The sequence below is a fragment of the Herbiconiux sp. genome (genome assembly GCF_023264895.1).
GTDB lineage: Bacteria > Actinomycetota > Actinomycetes > Actinomycetales > Microbacteriaceae > Herbiconiux.
Genome location: NZ_JAHFUY010000090.1, coordinates 1 through 18,147, shown reverse-complemented (window position 1 = coordinate 18,147; position 18,147 = coordinate 1). Strand labels below are relative to the sequence as shown.

At 70.7% G+C, this 18,147-nt stretch carries 21 protein-coding genes; 19 read left to right on the top strand and 2 right to left on the bottom strand.

Annotation, left to right across the window (positions count from 1 at the left end):
* The 7 genes from rpsK to glmM all read left to right on the top strand — a co-directional run.
* Nucleotides 1-260: 30S ribosomal protein S11 (rpsK, locus tag Q0D57_RS15505; RefSeq protein WP_291045690.1), on the top strand; the 260-nt coding region annotated here is incomplete at its 5' end.
* A 115-nt stretch (nucleotides 261-375) separates the two neighbouring features.
* Nucleotides 376-1,365, top strand: coding sequence for a DNA-directed RNA polymerase subunit alpha (locus Q0D57_RS15500; RefSeq protein ID WP_291045688.1), 990 nt, complete (start codon nucleotides 376-378; stop codon nucleotides 1,363-1,365).
* Nucleotides 1,366-1,423: 58 nt separating this feature from the next.
* Nucleotides 1,424-1,978 (top strand): 50S ribosomal protein L17, encoded by a 555-nt coding sequence (rplQ, locus tag Q0D57_RS15495; RefSeq protein WP_291045686.1) that lies wholly within the window; start codon nucleotides 1,424-1,426, stop codon nucleotides 1,976-1,978.
* A gap of 62 nt (nucleotides 1,979-2,040) precedes the next feature.
* A complete protein-coding gene (locus Q0D57_RS15490; RefSeq protein ID WP_291045684.1) occupies nucleotides 2,041-2,931 on the top strand; it encodes a tRNA pseudouridine synthase A in 891 nt (296 codons plus the stop codon).
* A 162-nt stretch (nucleotides 2,932-3,093) separates the two neighbouring features.
* Nucleotides 3,094-3,540, top strand: a complete 447-nt coding sequence (rplM, locus tag Q0D57_RS15485) for a 50S ribosomal protein L13 (RefSeq protein ID WP_259525279.1) — start codon at nucleotides 3,094-3,096, stop codon at nucleotides 3,538-3,540.
* A 44-nt stretch (nucleotides 3,541-3,584) separates the two neighbouring features.
* Nucleotides 3,585-4,070, top strand: coding sequence for a 30S ribosomal protein S9 (gene rpsI, locus Q0D57_RS15480; protein WP_291045680.1), 486 nt, complete (start codon nucleotides 3,585-3,587; stop codon nucleotides 4,068-4,070).
* 26 nt (nucleotides 4,071-4,096) lie between these two features.
* The gene (glmM, locus tag Q0D57_RS15475; RefSeq protein ID WP_291045678.1) at nucleotides 4,097-5,461 is read left to right on the top strand and encodes a phosphoglucosamine mutase; all 1,365 of its coding nucleotides are present in this window, start codon (nucleotides 4,097-4,099) and stop codon (nucleotides 5,459-5,461) included.
* A 138-nt stretch (nucleotides 5,462-5,599) separates the two neighbouring features.
* Here the strand turns inward: glmM and coaA are convergent, their stop codons facing one another.
* Nucleotides 5,600-6,553: a type I pantothenate kinase gene (gene coaA, locus Q0D57_RS15470; RefSeq protein ID WP_291045676.1), complete on the bottom strand. Its 954-nt coding sequence runs from the start codon at nucleotides 6,551-6,553 to the stop codon at nucleotides 5,600-5,602.
* A gap of 88 nt (nucleotides 6,554-6,641) precedes the next feature.
* Here coaA and glmS point away from each other — a divergent pair, with 88 nt between their 5' ends.
* The 9 genes from glmS (at nucleotide 6,642) to Q0D57_RS15425 (ending at nucleotide 14,974) form a co-directional block, all read left to right on the top strand.
* A complete protein-coding gene (gene glmS / locus Q0D57_RS15465) occupies nucleotides 6,642-8,489 on the top strand; it encodes a glutamine--fructose-6-phosphate transaminase (isomerizing) (RefSeq protein WP_291045674.1) in 1,848 nt (615 codons plus the stop codon).
* A 6-nt stretch (nucleotides 8,490-8,495) separates the two neighbouring features.
* Nucleotides 8,496-8,855, top strand: coding sequence for a holo-ACP synthase (locus tag Q0D57_RS15460; RefSeq protein WP_291045671.1), 360 nt, complete (start codon nucleotides 8,496-8,498; stop codon nucleotides 8,853-8,855).
* Nucleotides 8,855-9,991 (top strand): alanine racemase, encoded by a 1,137-nt coding sequence (gene alr, locus Q0D57_RS15455; protein WP_291045691.1) that lies wholly within the window; start codon nucleotides 8,855-8,857, stop codon nucleotides 9,989-9,991. Before Q0D57_RS15460 ends, alr (Q0D57_RS15455) begins: the two co-directional genes overlap by 1 nt.
* On the top strand, nucleotides 9,988-11,658 hold the full coding sequence (gene alr / locus Q0D57_RS15450) for an alanine racemase (protein WP_291045669.1): 1,671 nt from the start codon (nucleotides 9,988-9,990) through the stop codon (nucleotides 11,656-11,658). Before alr (Q0D57_RS15455) ends, alr (Q0D57_RS15450) begins: the two co-directional genes overlap by 4 nt.
* Before the next feature lie 56 nt (nucleotides 11,659-11,714).
* Nucleotides 11,715-12,326, top strand: a complete 612-nt coding sequence (tsaB, locus tag Q0D57_RS15445; protein ID WP_291045666.1) for a tRNA (adenosine(37)-N6)-threonylcarbamoyltransferase complex dimerization subunit type 1 TsaB — start codon at nucleotides 11,715-11,717, stop codon at nucleotides 12,324-12,326.
* On the top strand, nucleotides 12,323-12,856 hold the full coding sequence (gene rimI, locus Q0D57_RS15440) for a ribosomal protein S18-alanine N-acetyltransferase (protein ID WP_291045664.1): 534 nt from the start codon (nucleotides 12,323-12,325) through the stop codon (nucleotides 12,854-12,856). Before tsaB ends, rimI begins: the two co-directional genes overlap by 4 nt.
* Nucleotides 12,846-13,901 carry a tRNA (adenosine(37)-N6)-threonylcarbamoyltransferase complex transferase subunit TsaD gene (tsaD, locus tag Q0D57_RS15435; protein WP_291045662.1) on the top strand — a complete coding sequence of 352 codons (1,056 nt, stop codon included), beginning with the start codon at nucleotides 12,846-12,848 and terminating at the stop codon, nucleotides 13,899-13,901. Before rimI ends, tsaD begins: the two co-directional genes overlap by 11 nt.
* Before the next feature lie 122 nt (nucleotides 13,902-14,023).
* Nucleotides 14,024-14,302, top strand: coding sequence for a DUF4190 domain-containing protein (locus Q0D57_RS15430; RefSeq protein ID WP_291045661.1), 279 nt, complete (start codon nucleotides 14,024-14,026; stop codon nucleotides 14,300-14,302).
* Nucleotides 14,303-14,401: 99 nt separating this feature from the next.
* On the top strand, nucleotides 14,402-14,974 hold the full coding sequence (locus Q0D57_RS15425; protein ID WP_291045660.1) for a DUF4190 domain-containing protein: 573 nt from the start codon (nucleotides 14,402-14,404) through the stop codon (nucleotides 14,972-14,974).
* 52 nt (nucleotides 14,975-15,026) lie between these two features.
* Here Q0D57_RS15425 and Q0D57_RS15420 read toward each other — a convergent pair whose 3' ends face one another.
* Complete coding sequence (locus Q0D57_RS15420; RefSeq protein WP_291045659.1) at nucleotides 15,027-16,223, bottom strand: class I SAM-dependent methyltransferase; 1,197 nt, start codon at nucleotides 16,221-16,223, stop codon at nucleotides 15,027-15,029.
* A 153-nt stretch (nucleotides 16,224-16,376) separates the two neighbouring features.
* On the opposite strand from Q0D57_RS15420, the gene groES reads away from it, so the two are divergent.
* From groES to Q0D57_RS15405, 3 genes are all read left to right on the top strand, one after another.
* Complete coding sequence (gene groES, locus Q0D57_RS15415; RefSeq protein WP_259525260.1) at nucleotides 16,377-16,673, top strand: co-chaperone GroES; 297 nt, start codon at nucleotides 16,377-16,379, stop codon at nucleotides 16,671-16,673.
* A gap of 73 nt (nucleotides 16,674-16,746) precedes the next feature.
* Complete coding sequence (gene rarD / locus Q0D57_RS15410) at nucleotides 16,747-17,712, top strand: EamA family transporter RarD (RefSeq protein ID WP_291045658.1); 966 nt, start codon at nucleotides 16,747-16,749, stop codon at nucleotides 17,710-17,712.
* Between the two features lie 7 nt (nucleotides 17,713-17,719).
* Nucleotides 17,720-18,147 (top strand): ABC transporter substrate-binding protein (locus Q0D57_RS15405; protein ID WP_291045657.1); only part of this gene is annotated, 428 nt, incomplete at its 3' end.

Genomic DNA, 18,147 nt, shown 5'->3' with positions numbered 1-18,147 from the left:
GGGCCTCCTCGGGTGGCGTCGGCTTCAAGGGCTCGCGCAAGTCGACCCCGTTCGCCGCGCAGCTCGCTGCCGAGTCGGCCGCGCGCCAGGCTCAGGAGCACGGCATGAAGAAGGTCGACGTCTTCGTCAAGGGACCGGGCTCCGGCCGCGAGACCGCGATCCGCTCGCTCCAGGCCGCCGGCCTCGAGGTGGGCTCGATCAACGACGTGACCCCGCAGGCGCACAACGGATGCCGCCCGCCCAAGCGCCGCCGCGTTTGACCTTTCCGCACTGAACCGACGGGGCCCTCGCGGGCCCCGTCGGTGAAGTCGTTCACAACTCAATACCTCGTCACGTGAGTGTCATATAGCGGACACTCAGCCGAAAGGAATAACAGTGCTCATTGCACAGCGCCCCACTCTCACCGAGGAGAACATCTCGGAGTTCCGTTCGCGGTTCGTCATCGAGCCGCTCGAGCCCGGCTTCGGCTACACCCTCGGCAACTCGCTCCGCCGCACCCTCCTCTCGTCGATCCCCGGTGCTGCCGTCACGAGCATCCGCCTCGACGGCGTGCTGCACGAGTTCAGCACCATCCCGGGTGTGAAGGAAGACGTCACCGAGATCATCCTCAACGTCAAGGGCCTCGTCGTCTCGAGCGAGCACGACGAGCCGATCACGGCGTACCTCCGGAAGCACGCTTCCGGCGAGGTCACCGCGGCCGACATCTCGGCTCCGGCCGGTGTCGAGATCCACAACTCCGAGCTCGTGATCGCGACGCTCAACGACAAGGCGAAGTTCGAGCTCGAGCTCATCATCGAGCGCGGCCGCGGCTACGTGTCGGCGACCCAGAACCGCAGCGAGTTCTCCGAGGCCGGTCAGATCCCGATCGACTCGATCTACTCACCCGTGCTCAAGGTCACCTACCGCGTCGAGGCCACCCGTGCCGGTGAGCGCACCGACTTCGACCGCCTCGTGGTCGACGTGGAGACGAAGCCGGCCATCACGCCGCGCGACGCCATCGCCTCGGCCGGTCGCACCCTGACCGAGCTGTTCGGTCTGGCCCGCGAGCTCAACTCCGCTGCCGAGGGCATCGAGATCGGCCCCGCGCCGGTCGACGCCGTCCTCTCGAGCGAGCTCTCGGTTCCGATCGAGGACCTCGACCTGTCCGTGCGCTCGTACAACTGCCTCAAGCGCGAGGGCATCAACACGGTCTCGGAGCTCGTCGCCCTCTCGGAGACGCAGCTCATGAACATCCGCAACTTCGGACAGAAGTCGGTCGATGAGGTGAAGGACAAGCTCGTGGAGCTCGGCCTCTCGCTGAAGGACACCGTTCCCGGTTTCGACGGCGCCCACTTCTACGGCGGCTACGACGAAGATAACGTCTGACCACGTCTCGACGTCTGCCTCACCACCCGACCAACTGACCCACATCTGGAGATAAGAAATGCCCAAGCCAACCAAGGGACCCCGTCTCGGTGGCGGACCGGCGCACGAGCGCCTGCTCCTCGCGAACCTGGCTGCCGCCCTGTTCACCCACAAGAGCATCAAGACGACCGAGACCAAGGCCAAGCGGATGCGTCCGCTGACCGAGCGTCTCATCACGTTCGCCAAGCGCGGCGACCTGCACGCGCGCCGTCGCGTGCTCGCCGTGATCGGCGACAAGTCGGTCGTGCACGAGCTCTTCACCGAGATCGCTCCGCTCGTCGCCGAGCGTGAGGGCGGCTACACCCGCATCACGAAGCTCGGCTTCCGCAAGGGCGACAACGCCCCCATGGTGCAGATCGAGCTCGTGCTCGAGCCCGTGACCCCGAAGAAGAAGTCGACCGCGAAGGCTGCTCCGGCCGCCGCAGCTGCCGCCCCTGCCGAGGACGAGGTCGTCGAGACCCCCGCCGAGGACGCTCCCGCCGAGGAGACCTCGACCGAGGCGACCGCCGACGAGACCACCGAGGCGCCCGCCGCCGAGGAGTCGACCGAGGCTCCCGCGGAGGAGACCAAGTAGCTCCCGCTGCAGACAGAGGGCCCCGCCATCCGTGAGGAAGGCGGGGCCCTCTTCGGTTTAACATGGATGCTGTGATCGAGGAGAGCGGGACCAGGCGCATCCGCCTCGACATCTCCTACGACGGCACCGACTTCTCCGGCTGGGCGCGCCAGCCCGGCCTCCGCACGGTGCAGGGCGTGCTCGAGGAGACGATGGCGACGATCCTGCGCCGCTACCCACCGCATCCGGAACTCACGGTCGCGGGCCGCACCGACGCGGGGGTGCACGCGACCGGGCAGGTCGCCCACGTCGACCTCGCGCCCGACCAGCTGAGGAGCCTTCGCCGCCGAGGCGCTCCCGCGGGGATCGGGGAGGGGGAGCTCGCCGCTCTTCTGGGCCAGCGGATCAACGGGGTGCTGGGGGCTGACTCCGACGTCGTCGTGACCCGATCCGCCCTCGCGCCCACAGGCTTCGACTCGCGCTTCTCCGCGAGCTGGCGGCGCTACCGCTACCGGATCGCCGATGCCGCGGCCGTGCACGATCCGCTCGAGCGCCGGCGCACGGTGCGGCACCCGACCGTGCTCGACGTCGACGCCATGGACACGGCGGCCAGGGCGTTGCTCGGCCTCCACGACTACGCGACCTTCTGCAAGCCGCGACCGCACTCCACGACGATCCGCACGCTGCGCTCCTTCGCCTGGCGACGGCAGGGCGACGGGGTGCTGGTCGCGTCGCTCGAGGCGGATGCCTTCTGCCACAGCATGGTGCGCTCGCTCGTGGGGGCGACGGTCGCGGTGGGCGACGGCTCGCTGAAGGGCGACGACATCCTGCGTCTCCGCGACGACCGGCGGCGCACGGGGGAGTTCCTCGTGATGCCGGCCAAGGGGCTCGTGCTCACCGAGGTGGGCTACCCACCGGACGACGAGCTCGCCGAGCGGGCGGAGCGGACGAGGGCGCGTCGCGAACTCATTTGACGGGTGAGGTGGTATCGCGTAACCTAGACCCTTGGTGTGCGTGCCCAGGTGCGTCGCCCGAAGTTGAGCCCTCCATCGGCTGCCTTCTCCTTCTCAGAAGCGGAAGACCCACCGGAGTGGGATTCACGAACTCCTCACCTCGACCAAGAAAGCAGCACTCCTGTGACGCGCACTTACACCCCGAAGGCCAGCGAGATCCAGCGCGGCTGGGTCATCATCGACGCGACCGACGTCGTTCTCGGCCGTCTGGCCAGCCACGCCGCCGCGATCCTCCGCGGCAAGAACAAGGCCACCTTCACCCCCCACATGGACATGGGTGACTTCGTCATCATCGTGAACGCCGACAAGGTCGCGCTCACCGGTTCCAAGCTGGCCCAGAAGAAGGCCTACCGCCACTCCGGCTACCCGGGCGGCCTCACCGCCGTCTCGTACTCCGAGCTGCTCGAGAAGAACCCCGAGCGCGCCGTGGAGAAGGCCATCCGCGGAATGCTGCCGAAGACCTCGCTCGGTCGTGACCAGTTCCGCAAGCTGAAGGTCTACTCGGGTGGAGAGCACCCGCACGCTGCCCAGCAGCCCACCCCGTACACCATCGACCAGGTCGCCCAGTAGCGTCCCTCGCTTCAGCAGACTCAGACAAAGGACACATAACTACCGTGGCGAAGATCGCAGACCAGATTGACGTGGCTCCCGAGAGCTACTCCACCGAAACCCCGGCCGACGAGGCGCCCCGCGCCCCCCGCGCCGTGCTCAACGTCTCCGGCGCAGCCGTGGGCCGCCGCAAGCAGGCCATCGCCCGCGTGCGCCTCGTCCCCGGTGCCGGCACCCTCACGGTGAACGGCCGCGAGTTCGAGCACTACTTCCCCAACAAGCTGCACCAGCAGCTCATCAACGACCCGTTCAAGGTCCTCGACCTGCTCGGCTCGTACGACGTGGTCGCGAAGATCACCGGTGGTGGCCCCTCGGGTCAGGCCGGTGCGCTCCGTCTCGCCATCGCTCGCGCGCTGAACGAGATCGACCGCGAGAACAACCGCGCTCAGCTCAAGAAGGCGGGCTTCCTCACTCGTGACGCCCGCGTCATCGAGCGCAAGAAGGCCGGTCTCAAGAAGGCACGTAAGGCGTCGCAGTTCTCGAAGCGCTGATCGCGCTTCGGCTCTACGCTTAGCGCATGGCTCGCCTTTTCGGCACCGATGGGGTGCGGGGGCTCGCGAACCAGGACGTCACGGCCGATCTCGCTCTGCGGATCGCACAGGCCGGTGCACGTGTCCTCGGGGAAGCGGCCCGGGCGGCCGGTCGACGACCGGTCGCCGTGGTCGCTCGCGACCCGCGCCAATCGGGTGATTTCATCGCAGCCGCCGTCTCGGCGGGCTTCGCGAGCTCCGGCGTCGACGTCCTCGACGCCGGAGTGCTGCCGACCCCGGCAGCGGCATTCCTCATCGCCGACATCGGCGCCGACTTCGGCGTCGTCATCTCGGCCTCGCACAATCCGGCGCCCGACAACGGCATCAAGTTCTTCGCCGCGGGCGGCAAGAAGCTTCCGGACGAGGTGGAGATCGGTATCGAGGCGGCTCTCGAGCACCCTCGGCTGACCCCGCTCGGCGGCGACATCGGTCGCATCCGCCGGTTCGCGGATGCCGAGGACCGCTACGTCGTGCACCTCCTGACGACGCTCCCGCACCGGCTCGACGGCATCCACGTGGTGCTCGACTGCGCGCACGGCGCCGCCGCCGGCGTGTCCCCCGAGGCGTTCAGCCAGGCGGGCGCCCGGATCACGGTGATCGGCAACGATCCCGACGGCATGAACATCAACGACGGAGTGGGCTCGACCCACCTCGGGCAGCTGGCCGAAGCCGTCGTCGCCGCAGGAGCCGACGTGGGCATCGCGCACGATGGCGACGCCGACCGGTGCCTCGCGGTGGACGCGCAGGGCAACACCATCGACGGCGACCAGATCATGGCCATCCTCGCCCTCGGCTCGCTCGATCGTGGCGTGCTGCGCGAGAACACCCTCGTGGCGACCGTGATGTCGAACCTCGGGCTCAAGCTCGCGATGGCCAAGCACGGCATCTCGATGCTCGAGACCCGGGTGGGCGATCGCTACGTGCTCGAGGCCATCAACGAGAAGCAGCTGAGCCTCGGCGGTGAGCAGTCCGGCCACATCATCTTCGCCGACCACGCCACCACCGGCGACGGCATCCTCACGGGTCTGCAGCTGCTCAGCCGCATGGCGGCGACCGGCAAGAGCCTCGCCGAGCTCGCGAGCGTCATGAAGGTCTACCCGCAGACCCTCGTGAACGTCCGCGGCGTCAACCGTGACGGCGTCGCCACCGACCGAGTGCTCGCCACGGCGGTCGCCGAGGCCGAGGCCGACCTCGGCGAGACCGGCCGAGTGCTCCTGCGCCCTTCAGGGACCGAGCCCCTCGTGCGCGTCATGGTGGAGGCCGGCGACCAGGCAACGGCGGACCGCATCGCGGAGTCTCTGGCCGATGTCGTGCGGCAGCGCTTGTCGACGGGCGTGGAGCAGGGTATTTAGTTCCGCGCCGCCGCCTCTGCGGCGCGGGCGACATGTTCCGGTGAGGTCGCTGGCGCGGCCTCGCCGTCACCCTGGGTCGTCTAAGTAGGGCCCGTCACCATTCGGCCTTGAGGTGCAGGTGCCTGCAAGCCCTTCCCGCTACAGCTTGCGCAAGAGCACCCGGTTCACCGTGTGGTCCGCGTCCTTGCGGAGCACGAGGGTGGCTCGGGAGCGGGTGGGGCGGATGTTGTCCATCAGGTTGGGGAGGTTGATCGACTCCCAGATGGAGCGGGCCGTGTCGCGCGCCTCGATCTCGGAGAGGCTCGAGTAGCGGTGGAAGTACGACTTGGGGTTGGCGAACGCGCCCTGCTGGAGCGCGAGGAACCGGCTCTCGTACCACTGCGCGATGTCCCGCGTGCGGGCATCGACGTAGACCGAGAAGTCGAACAGATCGCTCACCGCGAGACGGTTGCCGGATGCCGGCGGCTGCAGCACGTTGAGGCCCTCGACGATCAGGATGTCGGGCTGGCGCACCACGATCTGCGCCTCGGGCACGATGTCGTAGCTGAGGTGCGAGTAGAACGGCGCCCTGACCTCCGGGTTGCCGCTCTTCACGGCGCTCACGAAGCGGAGCAGGGCCCGCCGGTCGTAGGACTCGGGGAAGCCCTTCCGCTGCATGAGGCCGCGGCGCTCGAGCTCGGCGTTGGGCAGCAGGAAGCCGTCGGTGGTGATGAGCTCCACCCGCGGCGTGTCTGCCCAGCGCGCCAGCAGTTCGCGGAGGAGGCGAGCCGTCGTCGATTTGCCGACCGCCACCGATCCGGCGACGCCGATGACGAACGGCGTGGACTTCGACTTCTCGCCGAGGAAGTCGGTCGAGGCCCGGTGCAGCTGCTGTGCGCTCGTGGCGTAGAGGTTGATGAGCCGGGCGAGTGGCAGGTAGACCTCGGTGACCTCGCGGAGGTCGAGCGGGTTGCCGAGACCGCGCAGCTGCACGATCTCCGTCTCCTTCAGCGGCAGCGGAGTCGTCGGTGCGAGAGCCGCCCAGTGCGCCCGGTCGAACTCGACGAACGGACTGAACTGCGCGAGACCGGAGGACGCGGGGGAATCGGGCATAGGCTCCCCATTCTGCCCGATCCGGGACGAGCCGGGGCGCGCCGCACGCTGACCGGTCGCCCAGGCGCGCTCGGCTAAACTCGCTCGCATGTGTGGAATCGTGGGTTATGTCGGCAGCAACAGCAGTCTCGAGGTGCTCCTCGGCGGGCTGCGCCGGCTCGAGTACCGCGGATACGACTCGGCGGGCGTCGCCGTGATCGGTGAGGACGGGACGCTCTCGACCCGCAAGCGCGCGGGCAAGCTCGCCGTGCTCGCCGACGACCTCGAGGCGCGCCCCATGGCCGACGGACAGACCGGCATCGGCCACACCCGCTGGGCGACCCACGGCGGACCGACCGACGGCAACGCGCATCCGCATCTCTCGGCCGACGGGCGCATCGCGCTCATCCACAACGGCATCATCGAGAACTTCGCCGTGCTCAAGCAGGAGCTCCACGACGACGGCTTCACCTTCGACAGCGAGACCGACACCGAGGTGGCCGCCAAGATGCTCGGCCGCGAATACGAAGTGGGCGACGGCCTGCCGAACGCCCTCGCCCGCGTGGTGTCGCGACTCGAAGGAGCCTTCACCCTGCTCGCGCTGCACCAGGACGAGCCGGGCGTCGTGGTCGGCGCCCGCCGCAACTCGCCGCTCGTGATCGGGCTCGGCGAGGGCGAGAACTTCCTCGGCTCGGACGTGGCGGCCTTCGTGGAGCACACGCACCGCGCCGTGGCCATCGGCCAGGATCAGATCGTCGTCATCACGCCCGACGAGGTGGCGGTGACCGACTTCGACGGCAATCCGGTCGAGGTCGAGGAGTTCGAGGTGTCGTGGGATGCGTCGGCCGCCGAGAAGGGCGGCTGGTCGAGCTTCATGGCGAAGGAGATCAGCGAGGAGCCCGAGGCCGTGGCGAACACGGTGCTCGGCCGCGTCGACGACGGCCAGGTCGTGCTGCGCGAGCTCGCCGACGTGGACGACATGCTGAGGGACATCGACCGCATCGTCGTGATCGGCTGCGGCACCGCCGCCTACTCCGGAATGCTCGGCAAGTACGCCATTGAGAAGTGGGCCCGGGTGCCCGTGGAGGTCGAGCTCTCGCACGAGTTCCGCTACCGCGAGCCGGTGCTCAACGCCCGCACTCTCGTGATCTCGATCAGCCAGTCGGGCGAGACCATGGACACGCTCATGGCGGTCAAGTACGCCATCGCCAACGGCGCCCGCACCCTCTCGATCTGCAACACGCAGGGCGCCACGATCGCCCGCGAATCCGACGCCGTGGTCTACACGCACGCCGGCCCCGAGGTCGCCGTGGCCTCGACCAAGGCCTTCGTGGCCCAGATCACCGCGCTCTACCTCTTCGGCCTGCACCTCGCCCGGGTGCGCGGCACGCTCGACCCCGCGGTCGCTGCCGAGCAGCTCGCCGAGCTGCAGGGCATCCCCGCCAAGATCGCCAAGGTGCTGAAGAACGGCGCCGAGATCACCCAGCTGGCCAAGTGGATGTCGGACAGCCGTGCCGTGCTCTTCCTCGGCCGCCACGTGGGCTACCCGGTGGCCCTCGAGGGCGCCCTGAAGCTCAAGGAGCTCGCCTACATCCACGCCGAGGGCTTCGCGGCGGGCGAGCTCAAGCACGGGCCGATCGCGCTCATCGAGCCGGGCCAGCCCGTGTTCGTGGTGGTGCCGAGCCCGCGCGACCCGAACTCGCTGCACGCCAAGGTGGTCTCGAACATCCAGGAGATCCGCGCCCGTGGTGCCCGCATCCTCGCGATCGCCGAGGAGGGCGACGTGGCCGTGCTGCCGTTCGCCGACGAGGTCATCCGCATCCCGCTCGCGGCCCCGCTGTTCGAGCCGCTGCTGACGGTCATCCCGCTCCAGCTGTTCGCGATGGAGCTCGCCACCGCGAAGGGCCTCGACGTCGACCAGCCGCGGAACCTCGCGAAGTCCGTCACGGTCGAGTAGGTCGTCGTGATCGTCGGAGTCGGAGTCGATCTCGTCGACGTCGCGCGATTCGAGCGCGCTCTCGAGAAGACGCCTCGGCTCCGCGATCGCCTGTTCGCTCCTGGCGAACGCGGTCTGCCGGTGCGCTCTCTCGCGGCTCGATTCGCCGCGAAGGAGGCTCTCATCAAGGCCGTCGGGCACTCGACCGAGTTCCGCTGGCACGACATGGAGGTGGTCTCCGACGAGCATCGCAACCCGGCCTTCTCCCTCTCCGGGGGCGTCGCCGCCGCGGTCGCGGGCATCGGAGCGAGCCACGTGCACCTCAGCCTGACCCACGACGGCGGGCACGCGATGGCGTTCGTGGTGGCCGAGTCGGGTGGTGCGTGATGGCGGACCAGGCATCCGGTGCCACCGAGCTGCCCGCACTCCGCCGCGTGATCATCGACCACACGGCGATCCGGGAGAACGTGGCGCACGTCGCCTCCCTCGTGGCCCCGGCCGCCGTGATGGCGGTCGTCAAGGCCGACGGCTACGGGCACGGAGCGCTCACCGCAGCCAGGGCCGCCCTCGAGGGCGGTGCCGCACGGCTCGGCGTGGCCGACGTCGATGAGGCGCTCGCGCTGCGGGCCGCCGGCATCCAGGCACCCGTGCTCGCGTGGCTGCACGGGCATGATCCGTCGTTCGGCGAGGCCGTCGAGCACGGGATCTCGGTGGGCGTCAGCACCCGGCTCCAGCTCGAGCGTGCCGTGGAGGCCGGCACGACCTCGCGGCCGGCCCTTGTGCACCTCAAGATCGACACCGGTCTCGGCCGCAACGGACTGCAGCGGGCGGAGTGGGAGCCCGTGTTCGAGGCCGCCGGCGACGCGATCGCGAGTGGTCGCATCCGGCTCGAAGGGCTCTTCAGCCACCTCTCCAACGCCGATGACGAGGAGGACCGCGCTCAGCTCGCCGCCTTCCTCGAGGCCGAGCAGCTGCTGCGGAGCCTCGGAGCCGACCCCGGCATCCGGCACCTCGCGTCGACGGCCGGGGCGCTGCGACTGCCCGAGACCCGCCTCGACCTCGTGCGCCTCGGCATCGGCGCCTACGGGCTCTCGCCCTTCGACGACGTTACCTCCGCGGAGCTCGGACTCCGGCCCGCGATGCGACTCGAGAGCCGCCTGTTCTCGGTCAAGCGGGTCGCGGCCGGCACCGGGGTCTCGTACGGCTACACCTACCGGACCGAGCGCGACACCTGGCTCGGCCTCGTGCCGCTCGGCTACGCCGACGGGATCCCGCGGCACGTCTCGAACACCGGCAGCGTGCAGGTGGGCGACCAGGTGCATCCGATCGTCGGCCGGGTGGCCATGGACCAGTTCGTGGTGGACCTCGGCGAGCACGAGGCCCAGGTGGGCGACCGAGTGGTGCTCTTCGGCGACGCGGCGCGGGGCGAGCCCACCGCCGACGACTGGGCGCGCGCCGCCTCGACCATCAACTACGAGATCGTGACGCGGCTCGGCCGCCGGGTGAAGCGGGTGACGGCATGAGCGGAGCAGCGCCCGAGCGGCAGGCCGTGATCGACCTCGAGGCGTTCCGGCACAACGTGAGCACCCTCTCGGCCCTCGCGAAGCCGGCCGACACCATGCTCGCCGTCAAGGCCGACGCCTACGGGCACGGCATGGTGCGGGTGGCGCGCGCGGCCCTGGAGTCGGGGGCGAGCTCGCTCGCGGTGCTCGACATCCCGGCGGCACTGGAGCTGCGGGCGGCCGGGATCACGGCGCCCATCTTCGCCTGGATGCACGACCCCGACGCTCTCTTCGGCGAGGCCGCGGAGGCCGACATCGACCTCGGGATCTCGGCGGTGTGGCAGCTCGACGCGATCGCGGCCGCCGGCGCCTCCCGCGCCCCGCGGGTTCACCTCAAGATCGACACGGGGCTGAGCCGCAACGGCTCGACCGAGGCCGACTGGCCCGCCCTCGTGCAGTCGGCACTCGCTCACGACGCCGCGGGCGCCGTGAAGCTCCACGCCGCGTGGTCGCACCTCGCCGACGCCTCGCCCGAGGCCGACCGCGTCGCCCTCGAGAAGCTGCACCGGGCGGTCGCCGTGGCGGAGGAGCTCGGCGCACGTTTCGAGCTCGTGCACCTCGCGGCGTCGTCGGCGGGCATCCGGATGCCCGAGGCGCGCCTCGGGATGGTCCGCTTCGGCATCGCCGCCTACGGGGTCTCTCCCTTCGATGACGAGACCGCACGCGACCTCGGCCTCCGGCCCGTGATGACCCTCCGCAGCCGCGTGGTGTCGACCAAGCGGGTGCCCGCGGGCCACGGGGTCTCCTACGGGCTCACCTACCGCACCGAGCGGGAGTCGACCCTCGCGCTCGTGCCGCTCGGCTACGCCGACGGCGTCCCGCGGATCGCCTCCGGCCGCGCCCGGGTGTGGATCGGCGGGCGCCGGTACCCGATCGCCGGACGGATCGCGATGGACCAGTTCGTGGTCGACCTCGGTGACGGCCCCGTCGAGGTGGGCGACGAGGTCGTGGTGTTCGGCGAGGGCGACGACGGCGAGCCGACCGCGGAGGAGTGGGCCGGCTGGGCCGAGACCATCGGCGACGAGATCGTGGCGCGCGTGGGGCCGCGGGTCGAGCGGGTGTACCGGAACGAGAGCGCGAGCGATGTCGCGTGTGCGACCGGCGCGGACGACCCGACCGAGGGCGCGCTCGGGGCGACGGTGCGGGAGATCGCGACCCCTGAGGAGATGCATGAGTTCGGGCGGAGCCTCGGCGCGACCCTCGCCGCAGGCGACGTGATCGTGCTCGCGGGCGACCTCGGCGCGGGCAAGACCACCTTCACCCGGGGCGTCGGCGAGGGGATGGGGGTGCGGGGCCCGGTGACGAGCCCGACCTTCGTGCTCGCGCGGACGCATCCGTCGCTCGTGGGCGGCCCCGCGCTCGTGCACGTCGACGCCTACCGGCTCGGCAGCGCGCTCGAGCTCGACGACCTCGACATCGACTTCGCCGGATCGGTCGTGGTCGTGGAGTGGGGGAGAGGGCTCGTGGAGGCGGTCGCCGAGTCGTACCTCGCGATCGACATCGAGCGGCCGCACGGCGCCGGGGCTGCCTCCGATGCCGATGCTGCCGGTGACGGCACGGAGGAAGCCGACGCCCCGGTCGAGCCGCGCACGGTGCGCATCACGGGCGTCGGAGAGCGCTGGAGCTGAACCGCCTTGCGGCTCCTCCCGGCCGCGGGCACTCGCTGCGGCGTTAGGCTTCTGGGGTGCTGCTCGCCATCGACACCTCCGCCGGAAGCTCCGTGGCCGTCGTCGATGGCGACCTCGTGCTCGCCGAGAACTCGACCGAGGACACCATGCGGCACGCCGAGGTGATCGGCGACATGATCCGGCAGACCCTCGACGACGCCGGGATCGAGCCCCGGCAGCTCGACCTCGTGGTGGCCGGCATGGGCCCGGGCCCCTTCACGGGGCTCCGAGTGGGCATCGCGGCCGCCCGTGCCTTCGCCCTCGGCATCGGCCGCCCGCTCGTGCCCGCCGTGAGCCACGACGCCGTGGCCTTCGACGAGTGGTCGGCGGGGGTTCGCGGTGCCGTGCTCGTGGTGACGGATGCGCGCCGCCGCGAGGTCTACTGGTCGAGCTACGACCTCGGCGACACGGGCGCCGTGCGGAGCGACGGACCGGCCCTCTGCCGCCCCGACGAACTGCCCTACCCCGACTTCGAGCGGATCGACGCCACCCAGATCAGCGCGGGCGCCCTGGGCCGCGTGGTGCGGCTGCAGCGCGAGCGCGGGGAGCAGTCCGCGTTCACCGAGCCGCTCTACCTGCGCTCGCCTGACGTGACGATGCCGGGGGCCCGGAAGCGGGTGACCCGATGAGCTGGCGGCTGCGGCGCGCGGGCTCGGCCGACCTCGACGCCGTGATGGCGCTCGAGGAGGCCTCCTTCGAGACCGATGCCTGGTCTCGTGAGTCGATGGCCCGCGAGATCGATCACCCCTACGGCTACTACCTCGTGGGGCTCGACGCCGAGGGGCCCGATCCGGACCTCACGACCGACCCCGGAGCACTCCGAGGCTACGCGGGGCTCCTCTGCCCTCCCGGATCGGACCTCGCCGACATCCAGACCATCGCTGTGTCGCCGGCGGCCCGGGGTGGAGGGCTCGGGCGGCAGCTGATGGCGCGACTGCTCGCCGAGGCCACCGACCGGGGTGCTCGGAGTGTGCTGCTCGAGGTGCGCGCCGACAACCCGGTGGCGCATTCGCTCTACCTCTCGCTCGGCTTCGCCGACATCGCCCGGCGGCCCGGGTACTACCAGCCCGACGGGGTCGACGCCATCGTGATGCAGCTCGAGCTGCCCGCGAGGCGCCCGGCGCTCGCCGAGAACCCAGGAGACAGCCATGACGCGTGAGCCGGTCGTGCTCGGCATCGAGACCTCGTGCGACGAGACGGGCGTGGGGATCGTGAGGGGGAGCACCCTTCTCGCCAACGTCATCGCCTCGTCGATGGACGAGCATGCCCGGTACGGCGGGGTGGTGCCCGAGGTCGCGGCGCGAGCCCACCTCGAGGCGATGAACCCCACCATCGAGGCGGCGCTCGCCGAGGCGGGCATCGGCCTCGACGACGTCGACGCGATCGCGGTGACGAGCGGCCCCGGGCTCGCGGGTGCGCTGATGGTGGGCGTGGGCGCCGCGAAGGCGCTCGCCGTGGCCACCGGCCGCCCGCTCTACGCCGTCAACCACCTCGTGGGGCACGTGGGCGCCGACGTGCTCGACGACGAACCGCTCGAGTACCCGACGATCGCGCTCCTGGTCTCGGGCGGGCACACGTCACTGCTCGTCGTGCGCGACCTCGTGGGTGATGTGGAGCTGCTCGGCGAGACCATCGACGACGCCGCCGGCGAGGCCTTCGACAAGGTCGCGCGCATCCTGGGCCTGCCCTACCCCGGCGGGCCGCAGATCGACCGGGTGGCTGCCGATGGCGACCCGAAGGCGATCCACTTCCCACGCGGGCTCATGCAGCAGAAGGACGACGCGAAGCACCGCTACGACTTCTCGTTCTCGGGTCTCAAGACGGCGGTGGCGCGGTGGGTCGAGCGGGCGGAGGACGCGGGGGAGGAGGTGCCCGTCGCCGACGTGGCGGCGAGCTTCCGCGAGGCCGTGGTCGATGTGCTGCTCACCAAGGCGTTCCGCGCGGCGGCCGACTTCGGCATCCCCCGCCTGCTGCTCGGCGGCGGCGTGGTGGCGAACGCGCGCGTGCGCGAGGAGGCCGCTCGCCGGGCCGGACTCGCCGGTGTCGCCCTGCGCATCCCGCCGCTGTCGCTCTGCACCGACAACGGCGCCATGATCGCCGCCCTCGGCGCGCAGCTGATCATGGCGGGGCACCGGCCGTCGGAGCTCGGCTTCGGTGCCGATTCGACTCTTCCCGTCACCGAGATCCAGGTCGCGAGGAGCTAGACCGCGCCTTCCAGGCCGGGGCTCCACCGTGAGCGAGTGTGACGCCTCGCATTGACACTTTCTCAGCGAGCCTGTCACGATGGGTGCCGTCCTTGTCATCCCAGGCGAATTGGAGCCCTCCCTTGACTGAATCCACCCCCGGCTACGCAGCGGTGCCTGCAGCCCAGAAGACGAACGTCCTCGCGATCGTCTCGCTCGTCATCTCGATCCTCGGCTTCAACGTCATCGCGATCATCCTCGGCGCCATCGCCCTGAACCAGATCAAGAAGACCGGCGAGAACGGCCGTGGGCTCGCGCTCGCCGGCATCATCATCGGCGCGATCTCGCTCGTGCTCGGCATCATCCTCATCATCGTCTCCGTGGTCATCGCGGCGTCGAGCACCACGATCACCACGTACTGACGTGCACGGCGCAGGTGGCGAGCGAGCCACCTGCGCCTAGTCTGGTAACCGACCCGAAGTCCGCGGCCGCATCGGCCACTTCGCAGAAGGGCGTTCCTTGTGAGCGACACGAACAACCCCACCCCGTCGGCCGGAGAGCCTCCCGTTCCCCCGGTCACGCCGCCCGGGCAGTCCGGCCCGCCGCCGGCGCCCTCCTACACTCCGCCGCCGCCGAGCTACCCCGCCGCCCCCGCGGCGCCGAACCTCGAGAAGCCGCCGGCGCCCTCCTACCAGCAGCCCCAGGCTCCCGGCGGCTACCAGCAGCCCCCGACCGGCTACCCGGCCCCGCCGGCGAACCCCGGCTACCAGCAGGCCCCTCCCGGCTACCAGCCGCCCCAGGGCCAGCAGCCGTACAACGCCTACCAGGGCCCGGCTGCGCCGCCCACGAACACGCTCGCGATCATCACGATCATCCTGGCGTTCCTCTTCTCGATCGCGGGCATCGTCACCGGCCACATCGCGCTCAAGCAGATCGACCGCACGGGGGAGTCCGGCCGTGGGCTCGCGAAGGCGGGGCTCATCCTGTCGTACGTGTTCACCGGCCTCGCGGTGCTCGCCGTCATCGCCTACATCATCTTCATCGTGGTGATCATCGCCGCGGCGGGAGCGGGCAGCTCGTACTACTCCTACTGATCCCCGGCTGAGCGGGCCGCGGCAGACCCTCGAAGGGCCCCGGATCCGTCACTCACACGTCAGCCCGCTCGACGAGCAGCGCAGCATGCGCGCCGTCGATGCGGGTGAGCACGAGAGTGGCGGACTCGGGGCCCTTCAGCGCGAGACGGGTGCGGAGCGAAGCGGGATCGACGTCGATGCCGCGCTTCTTGATCTCCAGGGTGCCGATGCGCCGCTCCCGGAGCGCCTTCTTGAGGGCGCCCTCGCCGGCCGGCAGGCGCTCGAGCACCCGGAACGCCCGCGCGAACGGTGTGGGCGTGAGGGTGTCGGCGGTCAGGTAGGCGATCGAGGCCGAGACCATCCCCGCGTCGAGCCGCTCGGCGAGAGCGCCGATGAGCCGGGCACGGATGACGGCACCGTCGGGCTCGTAGAGGTAGTCGCCGAGCTCGCGCACCTCGGCGTCGGGGCTGTCGGCCTCTGCCGTGAGCTCGGCAGGTGAACCGCCGAAGATCACGAGGGCGGAGCGGCGGATGCCCGGGCGGGCGAGCGCACCGAACCAGAGCCCCATCTCGACCAGCTGGCCGTCGACCGAGACCCACTGGGCCTCCGCGTCGGAGGGGATGAGCTCCCGGTCGAAGCCCGGACCGAGCTTGACGCCGACCGGGCGCTCGGCGGCGAGGCCGAAGGCGAAGTCGATCGAGGGGGAGTAGTCCTCGGGCCGCGTGAGCCGTGTGGTGGACCCGGAGCCCGCCGAGCGCCGCGCGGGATCGAGGTAGACCGCGTCGACGCCGGCCGCGGCGAGATCGAAGGTCTCCGCGTCGCCGTGCACGACCTCCACGTGCGGGAAGGCGGCGAGGTTGTAGGCGGCGATGGCGGCCGTGACCTCGTCGAGCTCGACCGCGACGACCGGGATGTCGAGCGCGGCGATGGCGAGGGCGTCGGTGCCGAGCCCGCAGCCGAGGTCGGCCACCCTGCGCACCCCGGCGGCCCGGAAGCGCCCGGCGTGCAGTGCAGCGATCGGCAACCGGGTGGCCTGCTCGAGACCCGCCTGGGTGTAGAGCAGGCGGGAGGCGAAGTCTCCGAACTTCGCCGCGGCCTTCTCCCGCAGCCGCGCCTGGGTGAGCACGGCGGTGACGAGCTCGGGCGGATGACCGGCCTTCCGCAGTGCGGAGACCTGGGCGACGGGATCGAGGGAGGAATACGGCGGCAGCTCGTCGACCAGCCTCAGGCCCTCGGCGGTGAAGAGGTGCGAGAGCTCGGCGGAATCCATCCGGCAACGGTACCAAGGGGCGGGCGCCACGAGGCGTCATCCTCTGGCACTCACGTTGCGCGAGTGCCAGAGGTGCCTCTAAACTCGCATTAGCACTCTCGGTGTGAGGGTGCTAACCCAGACGTTTTGAAACTGAGAAAGAAGAGGTCAACCGTGTCGGTCTCCATCAAGCCGCTCGAGGATCGCATCGTCATCAAGCAGGTCGAAGCTGAGCAGACCACTGCTTCCGGTCTCGTCATCCCCGACACCGCGAAAGAGAAGCCCCAGGAGGGTGAAGTCGTCGCCGTCGGCCCCGGCCGCATCGACGACAACGGCAACCGCGTTCCGCTCGACGTCGCCGTCGGCGACAAGGTCATCTACTCCAAGTACGGCGGAACCGAGGTGAAGTACGGCGGAGAGGACCTGCTCGTGCTCTCGGCTCGCGACGTGCTCGCCGTCGTGGTGCGCTGACGCAGCTCACGCTCTGAGAACCCGGGTGGCTTCGGCCGCCCGGGTTCTTCGCGTTCCGGAGTAGAGTGACGCGGTGCCACCGTCTCCGCTCGCCATCGCAGGCACCGAGTCGGAGAAGTTCCGGTCCGGGCTCATCAACGCCGTCGGCGCCTATGCGCTGTGGGGGATCTTCCCGCTCTACTTCCTCCTGCTGCGGCCCGCATCGGGCTTCGAGATCGTCGGCTGGCGCATCCTCTTCTCCCTGGTGTTCTGCGCGCTGCTGCTGACCGTCACGCGGGCCTGGCCCGCCTTCCTCGCCATCGCACGCCAGGGCCGCCTGCTCGGGCTGATGGCCGTGGCCGCCGTGCTGATCTACATCAACTGGCAGACCTACATCCTCGCCACCCTCGCGGGCCAGGTGGTCGAGACCTCGCTCGGCTACTTCATCAACCCGATCGTCACCGTGCTGCTCGGCGTGCTCGTGCTGCACGAGCGGCTGAGACGGATGCAGTGGGTCGCCATCGCGATCAGCGTGGTCGCCGTGCTCGTGCTGGCGTTCGGCCACGGCTCGGTGCCCTGGGTCGCGCTCGTGCTCGCTGGCTCCTTCGGCTCCTACGGCCTCGTCAAGAAGCATGTGGGCCCGCGGGTCGACGCCGTGAGCGGGCTGACGCTCGAGACGGCGTGGCTCGCGCCCGTGGCCGTGGTGGTGCTCGTGCTGGTGGGCCAGTTCGGCCCCGGCGGGATCGTGCTCGGCAGCGCGGGCTGGGGGCACAGCGTGCTCATCGTGCTCTCCGGCGTGGCGACGGCACTGCCCCTCCTGCTGTTCGCGGCGGCCGCCCGGCGTCTGCCGCTGATCTGGGTCGGGCTCGTGCAGTTCATCGCCCCCGTCATCCAGTTCGTGATCGGCGTCGCGGTGCTCGGGGAGCCCATGCCACCCGAGCGCTGGGCCGGATTCGTCATCGTCTGGGTGGCCCTCGTCATCCTCGTGATCGACATGGTGCGTGCCGCCGGACGCGCGCGCGGTGCGGCCTCGGCCGCCGTGGAGGGACCGATAGGGTGATGCGAGCATGACTCACACCGTCCTCCTCCGTGTCTCGGCCACCGCTGTGCTGGCCGCCTCTCTCGGCCTCGTGCTGACCGGATGCTTCGGTGGCGGCGGTGGCGCCGACGCGGCGACCCCCTCCTCGCCGACGCCGATCCCCACGATGGCGCAGCCCATCCCCTCGGGCGACGGCACCCTGCTGATCGGGCTCGTCGTGCCCTTGTCGGGCGCCGAGTCCGCGCTCGGCGCGCCCTCGCTCGCGGGCGCAGAGCTCGCCGCACGCGACATCCAGCAGGCGGGCGGAGTGAACGGCGGGCCCGTGCACCTCGTGCACGCCGACGCCGGAGACGCCTCCGCGGCCGCCGGGTCGGTGACGGCCCTCGAGGCCCGCGGCGTCGACGCCCTCGTGGGGCCGAACGCTCCGGCGCTGCTGCCCGCGCTGGCCGAGGCCGC